Here is a 15,605-nt window from a genome sequence, read left to right as displayed (position 1 = left end):
TGATTCGTCTAATAGTTAGTGTATCATTGAACACAGCTTGGCTTATAATTGTGCTACTGACGACTTCATTTTACCACTGCTCATGCGAGAGGAATTTTATCATTATGCCCACTTCTGCGACCACCAACTATCAACCAGCTGCGACATTCGACCCTATTACTATCAGCTCATTTAAGGCCTATGACATTCGGGGTGAGCTTGGGGTCAATCTCGATGAAGAGATTTCCTACCGTATCGGGCGCGCGTTCGCACAGATTTTATATCAGCGTTATCAGGCAGCAGCTCAAACCCAAGCCGATGATGTAGCAACTCTAAAACCTGCTATCGTTATCGGTAGTGATATTCGCCACTCTAGTGAGCAGTTAAAGCAAGCCGCTATCAAAGGCATCGTTGATGCAGGCGTTGATGTTATTGATTTGGGCATGAGTGGTACTGAAGAAGTATATTTTGCTACCAGTCACTATCAGGCGTTAGGTGGTATCGAAGTGACTGCCAGTCACAATCCTATCAACTATAATGGCCTAAAACTGGTTAAAGAACATTCAAAACCAATCAGTGCCGATGATGGGCTGGCAGAGATTCAAGCACTGGCAGAATCTGGGCAGTTCACTACGGATAATCAATCAGGCAAATTACAGTTATTGACGGATAAAAGCGCGTATATCGATCATGTCATGACTTTTATCAATACTGATAAACTAAAACCACTTAAACTGGTCGTTAATTCAGGCAATGGTAGTGCAGGTCCTGTGGTCGATTTATTAGTTGATAAATTAGCACAAGCAGATGCACCGATTGAAGTGATTAAATTGCATCATACACCAGATGGTAGCTTCCCTAATGGCATCCCCAATCCAATGATTGAGGCCAATAGAGTGGCCACCCAGAAAGCCGTTTTGGAAAATAACGCGGATCTTGGCATTGCCTTTGATGGTGACTTTGATCGCTGCTTCCTATTCGATGAACGTGGCGAATTTATCGATGGTAGCTATATCGTCGGTATGCTCGCTCAAGCTTTTTTGAACAAATACCCGAGTGAATCAATCGTCTATGATCCACGAGTGATTTATAACACCGAAGCAGTGATAGAGGAACACAACGGTAAGGCTGTCATTAGTAAATCTGGACACTCATTTATCAAGCAAGTCATGCGGGACTCAGGTGCTGTATATGGCGGTGAAATGTCCGCGCATCATTATTTCCGCGACTTCTTCTATTGCGACAGTGGCATGATTCCATGGTTATTGACCATTGAACTGTTGTCTATCACTGGTAAAACACTATCCGAATTGGTCACAGGCTATATTGCCGCCTATCCTAGCTCAGGTGAACTAAACTTTCGTCTTACAACCTATGACGCACCAACAATTATTAGCGCAATTGAAGATAAATTCAGCAACGAGCAACCAATTAAATCAACACTCGATGGTTTAAGTCTGAATTTTGGTGACTGGCGCTTCAATCTGCGTGCATCGAATACCGAACCGCTTATCAGATTGAATATTGAAAGTCGCGGTGATCAACCGTTACTGGCTGCTAAAACTCAAGAAATTCAGCAATGGTTAGCAACGCAAGGTGCCGTACCAGCATAAAGTCATTGACCCAGTAAAAATCATTCTGATTGTCAGTCGAAAAAGGCTCGCTAATGAGTATTAGCGAGCCTTTTTTCTATACACAGAAAACCTTAAATCAAACTATTTAGTTCGACCAATACCCATATAGTCACCTACTAAGCTATTAATTTGCGAGCGTGTCAGGGCATTTTGCGCATCAAATACTGGCATGGCTTGTTGATTGATTTTGCCAATATCCAATTGATCTCGTGGTGACCAACTAACGATGAAAATAGCATGGGTATCGCAAAGCTGTTGATAGGGACTAGTAATAAGCTCAAGCAAAGGTTGTTGTTGATAGAGCTCGGCAAGTTCATGCTGTGCCTTATCGCTATAAACCAGTGTGCGAATATTATAAGACCACAGTAATGCTAACAACGGATGGATAGCTGAACCAGCGGTACGTCCTGAACCTGACTTATAACTACCGCCCCAAATCATGACTGTTTTATTATCGATAAAACCATCGAAATATTGCCAGAATTTACGGAATATCAGCTCTTTTTGATCTTCATTAATATGCATAATAGATTGTAATAAAGGCATATCTAAACTGTGTGTGAAGCTTGATTGTTGCAATTTAGCCAGCTCAGTGGGCAAAGTATTACCACCGAATCCCCACCCTGCTTTTAGATAACTACTGCCTACCCGCTCATCCAATCCCATGATGCGACTGACTTGACTAATATCAACATTTTGACTATCAGCCAAACGTGACATCTCATTCATAAAGCTCACTCTAGTCGCTAGCATAGCCATGATACTACTGCGAGCAAACTCTATCGTTGCAATATCAGCATGATGAGTAGCGCGTGCATGCTGTATTAAAGGTTTCAACACATTCAAGTGTTGGCTGCTACTTGCTGTTTTTTCACCCAGTAGCCATAACGAAGGATTCAGCATCGAGCTATACGCATCGCCATCTTGCAAGAATACAAATGGCACGTAATACACCCAAGCACGTTGTAGGCGCTGAGCCAAATCGGCTACATGGCCTAATTGCTCAATGCCGCTTATAATCACAGGTAGTGCTTGCTGATGGCTTTGATTAAAAGCGGTAATCCAACTCTCTTCTGTCCATACAGGCTTAATACTGTCTAAAAACAACCAGTAAAGCGTCACCGGACTTTGAACATCAGTTTCATTATGACCAGCTGCTTCATAGCCTCTTATTAGCATGTCAGCACTAGTTGGTAATTCCTTACTGATAATGACTTGCTGCTGCTCATACATTTGCCATAGAGCTTGCAGATGATGCTCAAAACCATACTGTTGTATCTGCTGCGTCAGTAGCGCCTTGTCTGCATAAAGATGCACACACTGACCTAAACTTGCTAGCACCACTGCACTGGTAATCGCCTCTATGCTGTGACCAATAAGCACACAAACTGTAGAATCAGTTAATTGGTTTGGTTCAGATTTATTATTGTTTTTATTCATATAGCTACCATATAAAGCCGTCCCCATGAGCGTCTTTCCTATATTATTGACGTATCAATACTACTAAGACAGCTGTTTGATACGCTGTAGTAATTGGTCAGTAGACGTATCAAAGAGACCTTGAGAGTCTTCCTGCACGTGCTGCATGGCATGGTGTACGGAATCTGCCATTTGCTTGCCCATCTCGACGCCCCATTGATCAAACGGATTGATATCCCAAATGCTGGCCATGACATAGACCTTATGTTCGTAGAGCGCTATCAATGCGCCTAAACTATGCGGCGTCAGCTCATCAATCAGTAATGTGGTTGACGGTTGGTTACCACGGTAATACTTATATTTGTCTGCTTCAGAAACTGTCTGTGGATCGACCAGATCTGTTACAGCAGCATTGCCAAATGCCAATACTCGACTTTGCGCCAAACAATTTGCTAAAGACAATTCGTGCTGTTGTTGCAATGAGGAGTTTCGCGCCTCATCACCGTAGCGACGTACACAAGCGATAAAGTCACAGGAAACCTGCTGCGTGCCTTGGTGTAGCAGCTGATAGAATGCATGCTGCGCATTTGAGCCAATTTCACCCCATAGAATTGGACACGTATCATAATCAATATGATCCCCATTTCGAGTAACAGACTTACCATTACTCTCCATCTCTAGCTGGGTAAGATAGCTGGGTAGATAGCCTAGCCTGCCATCATAAGGTAATACGGTATGCGCATTTACTTGTAAAAAAGTACTGTTCCAAACAGCTAACAAGCCTAGCAGCACTGGTAAGTTATCAGCAAAGCCCGCCTGTGCAAAATGCTCATCCATACTATGGGCACCGCTTAATAAAGCTTTAAAGCCATTCATACCGATACGAATAGCAATGGCAAGTCCTATAGCCGACCATAAAGAAAAGCGCCCGCCTACCCATTCCCAAAGCTGTAACTGATGCTCAGGATGAATTCCCCAAGCACTCATTTTTTCACTATTGGCTGAGATGCCGATAAAGTGTCGACGCAACACACTATCTTCTGTACCGGCGCGAAGTTTTGCCGTTGCAAGTAGCCAAGATAGCGCCGTTTTAGCATTTGATAAAGTGTCAACCGTACCAAAGGATTTGGAAGAGATAATAAATAGTGTGGTTTCAGGATTTAAATGCTTGAGTAGATTATCAAGCTGCGTACCGTCCATATTGGAGACAAAATGCACCTCAATACTGGTATCTGCCCATTCATCAAGCGCCGTAGTTGCCATGAGTGGGCCAAGATCAGAGCCACCAACCCCAATATTGACGACATCTGTAATTGCCTTGCCCGAAAACCCGCGCCACGTGCCATTGCGCACGCGCTCTGAGAGGCGTGCCACTTGTGACAAACTATGATGTACATCAGTGACGATATTTTGTCCATCGACTTGTAATGTCGCTGTCGCTGGCAAACGTAGCGCCGTATGCAACGCAGCACGCTGCTCGCTGGTATTTACCATTGCACCTTGTAGTAATGAATCAATACGAGCATCCAGCTCACAACTATCGGCCAAACTTAGCAAGTTAGACAATACTGTCTGATCGATACGCTGCTTACTAAAATCCATATACAGCGCACCAGCCTGCACGCTAAAATGCTTGGTACGCTTATCATCTTGCGCAAATAACTGTGCAAGCGACCACGGATGCTTTGCAAGCGTTTCTAGTTGCTGCCAGTATTTAGAATGTCGAGCACTGCTATATGCCTTGTCGCCCTTTATCTCTTTCATCAGCTATTCATCATCTGCTAATTGCTGCTCGGCAAAGTAAATGAATGCCTGCATATAAGAGCGCATATCGCCTGCATCATAGCTATTGCCGCGCATAGTTGTGACATGGACACCATATTCACTAATGAGCGCGTCAATCGCATCTGTCAGTTGAATCTCACCGCCAACTGAAGCTTTAGTATTGGTTAAGTAATCAAAGATATGGTTGCTAAATACATAGCGCCCTACCACAGCCAGATTGGAAGGAGCATCATCTAAATTGGGCTTCTCTACAAAACCAACCACTTTAAAGCTAGCATTAATATTTATTTCTTCATTAATATCATTAGTATCACTGAACTTTTCATCTAGTCGAGCGATACCATACTTATGTACGTCTTCATCCGCTACTTGATCGACCAATATCTGTGAATGACCATCTGTAGCAAAGGCATCTAGCATAAAGGCCAAATTATCAGCAGACATATTAGTGCTGAATGGATCAAGTACGACATCAGGTAACAATACGGCAAAGTCATGCTCACCAATGATTGGTCGCGCTGTCAGTACTGCATGTCCCAAACCTAACGCCTTACCTTGGCGTATCATCGATACCGTCACATCCGCTGGCAACCAATTTAAGTTATCAGCTAGCTCATCTTTACCTTTATGACGTAATTGATTGTCCAATTCCGCATTGATATCAAAATAATTTTCAATCGCGCTCTTTTGCGCATGACTGACCAAGACAATATGCTTGATACCCGCAGCGATGGCCTCTTCGACCACGTAATGGATGGCAGGACGATTGCCAAGCGGTAACAACTCTTTTGGTACAGATTTCGACAATGGCAACATACGAGTACCAAAGCCTGCGACAGGAATAACGGCGTGAGTGATTTTTTTCATAGTATGTTAGCTATATTAAGAAGGTGGGTAGGAATGAGTCAATCATAACGCATTATTAGGCAGCTGTAACACCATACGACTTAAGAGACATCGTAGCCATTCGGGTTCATGCTCTGCCAACGCCATGTATCTTGACACATATTAGTAATCGATAATTCAGCTTGCCACCCTAACAACGTTTTCGCTTTATCGGCACTGGCATAACAACTCGCGATATCACCTGCTCGACGATCTGTAAACTGATAAGCAATAACCTTTCCAGATACATCAGAAAATGCAGATACCAATTCCAAGACAGAAGTACCTTTACCAGTTCCTAAGTTAATAGGTAAAAAGCCTATTGAATATTGTTGTGTCGTACCACTTTCGTTTGGTCTGGTTTGTTTATCTAGATAATTTAATGCAGCCACATGACCTTGAGCCAAATCAGTAACATGAATAAAGTCACGGACACCTGTTCCATCGACAGTAGGATAGTCATTACCAAAGATACTGAGCTTTTCAAGTTTGCCGACGGCTACTTGAGAAATATAAGGCATCAAGTTGTTAGGAATGTCATTAGGGTCTTCGCCAATCTGTCCTGATGGATGCGCGCCTACTGGATTAAAGTATCTAAGAGCAATCAGGTTCCAGCTGCCATCAGACACAGCTAAGTCTTCTAATATGTATTCGACAGCAAGCTTACTTTGTCCATAAGGATTGGTACAAGAACGCTTTGAGCTCTCATCGATAGGTAAGGATTCAGGATCACCATAGACAGTGGCAGACGATGAAAAAACTAAATTCTTCACATTATATTCTGCCATAACTTCTAATAAGGTTATGGTGCCGCTGACATTATTATTATAATACAGCAATGGCTTTGCTACTGACTCCCCAACTGCTTTTAACCCAGCAAAGTGAATCACACCAAAAAAATGATATGCAGCAAACACTTTTTTAAGTGACTCAGTATCTCGAACATCCCCTTCGACAAACTCAATTGTCTCTCCAATAAGCGTAGAGACACGGTTAATCGCTTCAAGGCTACTATTGGATAAGTTATCGTACACAACAACATCATAGCCTGCTTCATGCAATGCTATACAGGTATGCGTACCAATATAACCTGCCCCACCCGTGACTAGTATCTTATTTTTCATAAAATTTTCAGGCATAAAAAAGACACCCCATTGTAGGGGTGTCTTTATCATATTTCAATGTAGATTTAGTAGTTTAACTGTAGACTAATGCCTATCTTACCAACCAGTAACTTCTTTTAGCTTATCACCAAGTTTAGATGGGTCACGTGTGTACGCGATACCAGCATCTTCAAACGCTTTGAATTTCTCTTCAGCAGTACCTTGACCACCAGAGATGATAGCGCCAGCATGGCCCATACGCTTGCCTTCTGGAGCAGTAACACCAGCGATATAACCAACAACTGGCTTAGTTACATGGTCTTTGATATAAGCAGCAGCTTCTTCTTCAGCAGTACCACCAATCTCACCGATTAGGATGATAGCTTCAGTTTGTGGATCAGCTTCGAATAATTTCAATGCGTCAATCTGGTTCATACCAGGGATAGGATCACCACCGATACCGATACAAGTTGACTGACCAAAACCAAGTTTAGTAGTTTGAGCTACAGCTTCGTAAGTCAACGTACCAGAGCGTGAGATGATACCTACTTTACCTGGCTGATGGATATGGCCTGGCATGATACCGATTTTGCACTGACCTGGAGTGATAACGCCTGGGCAGTTAGGACCAACCAAACGTACGTCGCCAGCTTCTTCAAGATAGCGTTTTGCTTTTAGCATATCGATAGTCGGTACGCCTTCAGTGATCACAACGATCAACTTAACGCCAGCATCGATTGCTTCAACGATAGAGTCTAGTACGAATGGTGCTGGTACGTAGATAACAGAAGCGTCAGCTTGAGTCGCTTCCATGGCTTCCGCCATGGTGTTGAATACTGGTAGACCTAGATGCGTTTGACCGCCTTTACCTGGCGTTACACCACCAACTACTTTTGTACCATATTCGATGGCTTGTTCAGAATGGAACGTACCATTTTTACCAGTAAAACCTTGTACCAATACTTTGGTATCTTTATCGATTAATACACTCATTATATTTTCCTTGTATTCGGTTGTCTTGTAACAGTGGTCTTTATAACTATTATTATCAAATATTGATAACCAATCTCTATTATAAAAACCACTATTACGATTTGACTACTATGCTTAAGCGTTTATCTCTAAACACTTATATTTAAAGACTTACGCTTTAACAGCATCGACAATTTTTTGAGCCGCGTCAGATAAACCTTGAGCTGAAATCAGTTTCAGACCAGACTCTTCTAGGATTTGTGCGCCTAACTCAGCGTTGTTACCTTCTAAACGAACAACAACTGGTACTTGTACGTCAACTTCTTTGATAGCAGCGATAATAGCTTCTGCAATCATGTCACAACGTACGATACCGCCGAAGATGTTGATTAGAACGCCTTCAACACTGCTGTCTTCTAGGATGATTTTGAACGCTTCAACAACGCGATCTTTAGTTGCGCCGCCGCCAACGTCCAAGAAGTTAGCAGGCTTGCCGCCATACAATTTGATGATGTCCATGGTCGCCATTGCAAGACCAGCACCGTTAACCATACAACCGATGTTACCTTCTAGAGCAACATAGTTTAGGTCAAATTCAGCGGCTTTAAGCTCGCGCTCATTTTCTTGAGTCTTGTCTTGTAGCGCTGCGATTTTTGGCAGACGATATAGTGCGTTTGAGTCGATACCGATTTTGCCATCTACACAAACGATTTCGCCATTTTCACGAACAGCTAATGGGTTAATTTCCATTAGGGCAAAGTCGTTTTCAACAAATGCTTTATAAGCGCCAGTCATCAATTTAACGAATTGATTGATTTGCTTGCCTTCTAGACCAAGTTTAAACGCAACGTCGCGCGCTTGGAAAGGCATTAAACCAACTAAAGGATCAACATTTACTTTAAAGATTTTTTCTGGAGTGCTGTGTGCTACTTCTTCGATATCTACGCCACCTTCGGTAGATGCCATGAAAGTTACACGACGAGTTGCACGATCAACGACTGCACCAAGATATAGCTCAGTTTGTACTGGATACATATCTTCTGCAACCAATACGAAGTTTACTGGCTGACCATCAGCATCAGTTTGGAACGTTACTAGGTTAGTACCGATCAGCTCTTCAGCAACTTGCTTAGCTTCTTCACGAGTTTTAACCAGTTTTACACCACCAGCTTTACCGCGACCACCAGCATGTACTTGTGCTTTAATTACCGCAATGTCAGTTGGGGTTTTATCAAAAGCTGCAGCAGCCTCTTCGCCGTTATGAGCGATGATGCCTTCTTGAATTGGCAAACCGTAGCTTTTTAATAGCTCTTTTGCTTGATACTCATGTAAATTCATTGATTGTATCCTTTATTTTTTACAATTAATAAAAAGTGAAATCAAGTGCGCACATATACATATTAATCATACGTCTGACGCACTCATGATTGTGGCATCACCAAAATAGCGATACCCCAATCAGGTTGTAAATCGATAATAACTAAACGAGCAACTACTTATTTCTTACGCTTTTTGCGCTGGATAGCGTGAATAGCACGGCCATCTGCAGATAGAGCAGCTTCATGCACTGCTTCTGAAATAGTTGGATGAGCAAATGTCATCAACTGCAAGTCTTCGATACTAGAGACAAACTCCATCGCGATCATACCTTGATGGACGATATCACCAGCACCAGCAGAGATAGCATGCATACCTAATAAACGATCTGTTTTTGCATCAGCAACTACTTTCACAGAACCTTGCGCTTCACTTTGCGCTAATGCACGTCCGTTGGCAGCTAAGTTAAAAGAACCTGTTTTAACTTCATAGCCAGCTTCTTCAGCTTCTTGCTCAGTCAAACCTACCCATGCGATTTCTGGGTGAGTATAAATGACATTGATGATAGTGTCATAGTTAACTTGAGGTTTTTCGCCATGAATACGCTCAACAGCCATCATGCCTTCTTCCATCGCTTTATGCGCAAGCATAGGACCACGGACCAAATCACCGATAGCATAAACGCCATCAAGATTGGTTTTGCACTGGTCATTGACATCGATAAGGCCACGTTCAGTCAACGTGATACCGCTGTCATCGCCAAGCAGCTTTTCAGAATAAGCACGGCGGCCAACACAAACGATTAGCTTGTCAAAGCTCTCCTCACTCGATTCGCCTTTGCTTTCGCTAGTGACGACAACTTGGTCACCTTGTACTTCAGCATTGGTTACTTTGGTATCGACACGGATATCAAGACCTTGCTTCTTCAGCATTTTGCCGGCTTCTTTTGAGATGTCTTTGTCAGCAGCAGCTAAGAAGCTAGGAAGTGCTTCATATACCACTACTTCTGCACCTAGACGACGCCATACTGAACCAAGCTCAAGACCAATAACACCAGCACCGATGACGCCTAGACGCTTAGGTACTGAGGTAAAATCAAGTGCGCCAGTTGAATCAACAATACGGTCACCGTCAGTTTTGGCAACAGGAATCTCGATAGGCACAGAACCTGCCGCAAGAATGACATTCTTAGCAGTAATCGTCGTTTCGCTTTCGTCTTCTAGAGCAGTAAATTTAACTTTTTTGTCAGCACCTTTACCGTCAACTAAAGTACCCCAGCCTTGTAGCCAGTCAACACCATTGCCTTTTAGCAACGCTGCAACACCACCAGTCAACTGCTTAACAATACCTTCTTTACGCTCTATCATTTTTTCGATATTGATAGCAACGTCACCAGTACTGATACCGTGCTCGTCAAGGTCATGCTTAGTAGCTTCGTAACGATGTGAGCTGTCAAGTAGGGCTTTTGATGGGATACAACCAACGTTTAAGCAAGTACCACCAAGTGCTGGCTCGCCTTTATAAACGCGCTTTTCGATACAAGCAACGCTCATACCGAGCTGGCCTGCACGAATAGCTGCTTCGTAACCACCAGGACCGCCGCCGATGACGACTAAATCATAATTGTCTTTCATAGTACGTTCCTATTTTTAATTGTATGTGTCATTTAAACTGGTTGTTATCTTGCTGATAGATCAGCGTTATCTACACTGAATAGTTAATACACTATATCAGTGAGATAGACTCACTCATCGATAATCGATAGCAAGTCACCATTATTAAATTCATTTAAATACAGTTATCAGCGCATCAAGTGATCGCTGAGTAATAAAAATCATTATCTATACCAAAGTTAAAAAGCTTGTATCAGCGGTTGCCAATACAAGCTTAAAAGCTTACAGGTCTAGTAGTAGCATTGCAGGGTCTTCGACCAACTCTTTGATAGTTACCAAGAACTGTACTGCTTCTTTACCATCAATCATACGATGGTCATAAGATAGTGCTAGGTACATCATTGGTAAAATTTCAACTTTGCCATCGACTGCCATTGGGCGATCATTGATAGCATGCATACCTAGGATAGCAGTTTGTGGTGGGTTCAAGATAGGTGTTGACATCAATGAACCAAATACACCACCGTTAGAGATAGTGAACGTACCGCCAGTCATGTCTTCTAGACCAAGCTTACCTTGCTGTGCTTTACCGCCAAACTCACGGATTGTGCTTTCAACGTCAGCCATGCTCATGCGATCAGTATCACGTAGTACTGGAACAACCAAACCGCGATCTGAAGATACTGCTACACCGATATCATAAAAACCATGATAAACAATGTCATCGCCATCTAGTGAAGCGTTTACTGCTGGGAAGCGTTTTAGCGCTTCTGTCGCTGCTTTTACGAATAACGACATAAAGCCTAAACGTACGCCATGACGTTTTTCAAACTTCTCTTTGTACTTAGCGCGCATGTCCATCAATGGCTTCATGTTCACTTCGTTAAACGTCGTCAACATCGCTGTATCTTGTGATGCTGATAATAGACGCTCAGCAACACGCTTACGAAGACGAGTCATTGGAACACGTTTTTCAGTACGCTCACCCATTGATTCAGCAACAGGACGGCCACTGTCAGACTTGATACTGCTGTCTGATTTCAATGTTGGGTTAGCCATATCAGTTTTGGTTACACGACCACCGCGGCCACTACCTTCAACTTCTTTAGGGTCTACACCTGACTCTTTTGCTGCTTTACGAACTGCTGGGCTTTGATCTTTATGATCAGCTTCGCCTTTCTTATCTGTTGCTTGAACAGGCTCGCCACCATCAGCAGCTTGCTTTGCTTGAACTGGCGCAGCTGGTTGGTCTGGATCTACTGCTGGCGCTTCTTCTGCGCTAGCACTAGCACTTGCACCGGCTTCAAACTGAGCGATAAGCTCATCAGACAATACAGTATCGTCAACTTGCTTTACGATTTTGGTCAATACACCATCATCAGGTGCCACAACTTCTAATACAACTTTATCAGTTTCAATTTCAGCCAATAGGTCATCACGATTAACTTGTTGACCTTCAGTGACGTGCCACTCAACGATTGTGCCATCGGCAACCGATTCTGGAAAAACGGGGGCTTTGATGTCAGCCATCGATATACTCCTTAGATTTGGATATTCATACTTATTATTAAGTCGTGATAGGCAGTCAGTAGTTTTCTAATAACTTTGCTTATATTTTATTAAAAAACACTGACTGTCATCGCCTGATTCATTTATCTTCTATAATCTTTTGATTAGACAAGGTGTTACTGAGCTAATTCATCAACACTTATGCCAAGGCCACCAGCAATGAGTGCTTGCTGTTGTTGAGCATGCAGTTTCGGTGATCCTGTTGCAGGGGCTGCACTAGGAGGACGCGCTACTGGCTCCATGACTTTTGCTTTGGTTGGATGCGGTACGACAATACGGAACATATGCGGTGCTAAGTAGTACCAAGCGCCTTGGTTCAATGGCTCTTCTTGCGTCCATACGATTTCAGTTAGGTTGCTGTATTTTTCAATTTCAGCGATTAAGCGAGTCTCTGGCAATGGATACAATTGCTCAATACGAACGATAGCCACATGGTCAAGACCTAATGCGCGGCGCTGCTCTAACAAATCATAATAAACCTTACCACCACACAGAACCATACGAGTCACTTTATCTGCGTTGTGATCGTCCATCTCTGGCAATACCGTCTCAAACTTACCGTTAGCAAGCTCTTCTAGATTAGAAGTTGCTAGCTTATGACGTAATAAGCTCTTTGGTGACATGACAATCAATGGCTTACGAATAGGACGTACTGCCTGACGACGTAATGCATGATAAATTTGCGCAGGAGTCGTTGGGGTAATGACCTGCATGTTGTCTTCAGCACATAGCTGTAAGAAACGCTCTAGACGTGCAGATGAATGCTCAGGGCCTTGACCTTCAAAGCCATGTGGTAACAACATCGTCAAACCACAAACACGCTGCCATTTAGTCTCGCCGCTTGAGATGAACTGGTCAATCACAACCTGAGCACCGTTAACGAAATCACCAAACTGTGCTTCCCAAACGATCAATGCATTTGGTACGGTGGTCGCGTAACCATATTCAAAGGCTAGTACCGCTTCTTCTGATAGCAATGAGTTATAAGTAGCAAAGCGCGCTTGATTTTCGCTCAAATGAGACAACGGTACATACATGCTGCCATCATTGACATTGTATATTTCGCTGTGACGGTGTGAGAAAGTACCACGGCCTACATCTTCACCAGTAATACGGACTAATACGCCATCGTTGTCAACCAATGATGCATAAGCCAATGTCTCAGCTGCACCCCAGTTAAGAGGCTCTTCGCCCGTTTGCATTGCTAGACGCTGCTCAACGACTTTTTGAACCTGACGTTGTAGCTTATAACCTTCTGGCATTTCGGCCATACGGCGTCCATAACTTTTCAGTTTTTCGATATCAACACTGGTATCCCAGTCATCAACCAAGTCATGACCTAGATAAGGTTTCCAATCTACAAATAACTGCTCGTTAGGCTCTTGAACCAATGAGCTAACAACATAATCACCACGGTCTAACGACTCACGATAGTCATCTTCGTACTGTTTCTCTTCTTCGGCATTCAAGATACCTTCTGCGATAAGCTTCTGCGCATACAGAGTACGAGTAGTTGGAAGCTTCTTAATAACAGCATACATCAATGGCTGAGTTGCAGATGGCTCATCTGCCTCATTATGTCCATTACGGCGATAACAGAACAAATCAATGATGATGTCTTTGTCAAACTTATGACGATAATCTAATGCTAACTGAGCGGCAAATACGACTGCTTCAGGATCATCACCGTTTACATGTAGGATAGGAGCATGAACCATCTTGGCAACGTCAGTACAATATTCAGTTGAACGAACATCTTCTTGACGGCTAGTAGTAAAGCCAACTTGGTTGTTGATCACGATATGCACAGTACCGCCAGTGGTATAAGCACGAGTCTGTGACATTTGGAAAGTTTCTTGAACCACACCTTGACCAGCAAAAGCGGCATCACCATGAATCACGATAGGTAATACTGAGTTGCCACCAGTGTTGTCTAATAGTGGCTGATCGTTACGGCGTACTTGACGGGCACGTACTGAACCTTGTAGTACTGGTGCGACAATTTCAAGATGCGATGGGTTAAATGCTAAAGCCAAATGCGCTTCGCCACCTGGTGTCATCACATTAGATGAGAAACCATTGTGGTATTTAACATCACCTGAGCCTTTTTCTGGCTGTACTTTACCATCAAACTCATCAAATAAGTCTGCAGGGTTTTTACCTAAGATGTTGACTAGTAGGTTTAGGCGGCCACGGTGAGCCATACCAATGACCATTTCTTTTGTGCCATATCCACCAGCACGTTGAATGATTTCATTGATAGCAGGAATGAAGCTCTCGCCGCCTTCCAAACCAAAACGCTTAACACCCGTATATTTACGAGCAAGATATTTTTCTAGACCTTCAGCAGCCGTCAAGCGCTCAAGAATAGATAAACGTTTTTCTTTATCGAATTTGATATAGCCTAGATTAGTCTCTAGGTATTCTTCCATCCAGCGTTTTTCTGTACTGGTGGTAACGTGCATATACTCGACACCGATATGGCCACAGTAAACACGCTCCATGATTTCGATGATTTCGCGCAATGTCGCTTCATCTTTACCAATGACTAAATCATTGGTTGGAAATACGGTATCGAGATCAGCTTCTGACAAATTATGATAAGCAAGCGTCAAGTCTTCTACTTCTGCACGTGGATGCAAATCTAAAGGATCAAGCTTGGCACGGCGATGACCGCGACGACGGTATGCTGAGATTAGTTGCTGTACGCCCATCTGCTTAGGATCGCAGTTGGCAGAGCTGCTAGAATCGGTATCAGTACTGCTACTCTTATTTGCCGTTTGATTACGAGCAAGTAGTAAGAACTGATCTTTGATAGCGTTATGCTGAGCATCATTCTGCGACTTATACTGTTCAAAGTACGTTTGCCAGTCAGTATCAACACTATCAGGGTCTGTTAGGTATTGCTCGTAGAGAGCTTCTATATAGTTGGCGTTATCGGCAGCCAGTTCGGTATGTACTTGGCCAGATTTTTCTTTGGTTATACTATTCATAATAATCGTCTATTTGATAGATAAATGAATGGAATCGTGCTTATTATTGTGTCAGTCGTTGTATGCTCAGGTAGTTAGACAATGTGTCATATCCTGTTAAATACTATTCGATAAAACACTTTTATCCCTAAGTATTGCCATCACCATAGAATATTGCTGTTATTGTCTACAAGAGCAAGTGATGCTAAATAGTGGTAACAAGTCTTATTGCAATACCCGTCTAAAAATAAAACTATTTGTGAACGCTCAGTTTTCTTATCTAGCTCGTTTCACAACATTAATTTATATATACTTCTTTGAGTCATAACCAATCCATTAATGATAAGCTATTAATAG

10 protein-coding genes are annotated in these 15,605 nt (G+C 42.9%); 1 reads left to right on the top strand and 9 read right to left on the bottom strand.

Annotation, left to right across the window (positions count from 1 at the left end; translation table 11 throughout):
- The first annotated feature begins 104 nt into the window (after nucleotides 1-104).
- Nucleotides 105-1,592, top strand: a complete 1,488-nt coding sequence (locus IEE84_RS00615; protein WP_191114526.1) for a phosphohexomutase domain-containing protein — start codon at nucleotides 105-107, stop codon at nucleotides 1,590-1,592.
- 102 nt (nucleotides 1,593-1,694) lie between these two features.
- Here IEE84_RS00615 and IEE84_RS00610 read toward each other — a convergent pair whose 3' ends face one another.
- The 9 genes from IEE84_RS00610 to IEE84_RS00570 form a co-directional block, all read right to left on the bottom strand.
- The gene (locus IEE84_RS00610; protein WP_191114525.1) at nucleotides 1,695-3,053 is read right to left on the bottom strand and encodes a UDP-glucose/GDP-mannose dehydrogenase family protein; all 1,359 of its coding nucleotides are present in this window, start codon (nucleotides 3,051-3,053) and stop codon (nucleotides 1,695-1,697) included.
- Nucleotides 3,054-3,116: 63 nt separating this feature from the next.
- Entirely contained in the window at nucleotides 3,117-4,796 is a 1,680-nt protein-coding gene (gene pgi, locus IEE84_RS00605; RefSeq protein WP_191114524.1) for a glucose-6-phosphate isomerase, read from the bottom strand.
- 3 nt (nucleotides 4,797-4,799) lie between these two features.
- Complete coding sequence (locus tag IEE84_RS00600) at nucleotides 4,800-5,684, bottom strand: UTP--glucose-1-phosphate uridylyltransferase (RefSeq protein ID WP_191114523.1); 885 nt, start codon at nucleotides 5,682-5,684, stop codon at nucleotides 4,800-4,802.
- 80 nt (nucleotides 5,685-5,764) lie between these two features.
- Nucleotides 5,765-6,841, bottom strand: coding sequence for a UDP-glucose 4-epimerase GalE (galE, locus tag IEE84_RS00595; protein WP_224737808.1), 1,077 nt, complete (start codon nucleotides 6,839-6,841; stop codon nucleotides 5,765-5,767).
- An 81-nt stretch (nucleotides 6,842-6,922) separates the two neighbouring features.
- Nucleotides 6,923-7,798, bottom strand: a complete 876-nt coding sequence (gene sucD, locus IEE84_RS00590) for a succinate--CoA ligase subunit alpha (RefSeq protein WP_101204626.1) — start codon at nucleotides 7,796-7,798, stop codon at nucleotides 6,923-6,925.
- A gap of 150 nt (nucleotides 7,799-7,948) precedes the next feature.
- The gene (sucC, locus tag IEE84_RS00585) at nucleotides 7,949-9,115 is read right to left on the bottom strand and encodes an ADP-forming succinate--CoA ligase subunit beta (RefSeq protein WP_057757869.1); all 1,167 of its coding nucleotides are present in this window, start codon (nucleotides 9,113-9,115) and stop codon (nucleotides 7,949-7,951) included.
- A gap of 158 nt (nucleotides 9,116-9,273) precedes the next feature.
- On the bottom strand, nucleotides 9,274-10,728 hold the full coding sequence (gene lpdA / locus IEE84_RS00580; protein ID WP_114701392.1) for a dihydrolipoyl dehydrogenase: 1,455 nt from the start codon (nucleotides 10,726-10,728) through the stop codon (nucleotides 9,274-9,276).
- Between the two features lie 261 nt (nucleotides 10,729-10,989).
- Nucleotides 10,990-12,237 (bottom strand): 2-oxoglutarate dehydrogenase complex dihydrolipoyllysine-residue succinyltransferase, encoded by a 1,248-nt coding sequence (odhB, locus tag IEE84_RS00575; protein WP_191114522.1) that lies wholly within the window; start codon nucleotides 12,235-12,237, stop codon nucleotides 10,990-10,992.
- A gap of 155 nt (nucleotides 12,238-12,392) precedes the next feature.
- Complete coding sequence (locus tag IEE84_RS00570) at nucleotides 12,393-15,269, bottom strand: 2-oxoglutarate dehydrogenase E1 component (protein WP_191114521.1); 2,877 nt, start codon at nucleotides 15,267-15,269, stop codon at nucleotides 12,393-12,395.
- Nucleotides 15,270-15,605: the final 336 nt, after the last annotated feature.

This window comes from Psychrobacter sp. 28M-43, from assembly GCF_014770435.1.
In the GTDB taxonomy this organism is placed as follows: Bacteria; Pseudomonadota; Gammaproteobacteria; order Pseudomonadales; family Moraxellaceae; genus Psychrobacter.
The sequence above is the reverse complement of the archived record's forward strand: the minus strand, read 5'-3'. Positions and strand labels throughout refer to the sequence as shown.

Coding starts and splice junctions, on each gene's coding strand:
- pgi (WP_191114524.1), bottom strand. CDS start 4,796: ATGAAAGAGATAAAGGGCGACAAGGCATATAGCAGTGCTCGACATTCT.
- lpdA (WP_114701392.1), bottom strand. CDS start 10,728: ATGAAAGACAATTATGATTTAGTCGTCATCGGCGGCGGTCCTGGTGGT.
- IEE84_RS00600 (WP_191114523.1), bottom strand. CDS start 5,684: ATGAAAAAAATCACTCACGCCGTTATTCCTGTCGCAGGCTTTGGTACT.
- odhB (WP_191114522.1), bottom strand. CDS start 12,237: ATGGCTGACATCAAAGCCCCCGTTTTTCCAGAATCGGTTGCCGATGGC.
- galE (WP_224737808.1), bottom strand. CDS start 6,841: ATGCCTGAAAATTTTATGAAAAATAAGATACTAGTCACGGGTGGGGCA.
- IEE84_RS00610 (WP_191114525.1), bottom strand. CDS start 3,053: ATGAATAAAAACAATAATAAATCTGAACCAAACCAATTAACTGATTCT.
- sucC (WP_057757869.1), bottom strand. CDS start 9,115: ATGAATTTACATGAGTATCAAGCAAAAGAGCTATTAAAAAGCTACGGT.
- IEE84_RS00615 (WP_191114526.1), top strand. CDS start 105: ATGCCCACTTCTGCGACCACCAACTATCAACCAGCTGCGACATTCGAC.
- sucD (WP_101204626.1), bottom strand. CDS start 7,798: ATGAGTGTATTAATCGATAAAGATACCAAAGTATTGGTACAAGGTTTT.
- IEE84_RS00570 (WP_191114521.1), bottom strand. CDS start 15,269: ATGAATAGTATAACCAAAGAAAAATCTGGCCAAGTACATACCGAACTG.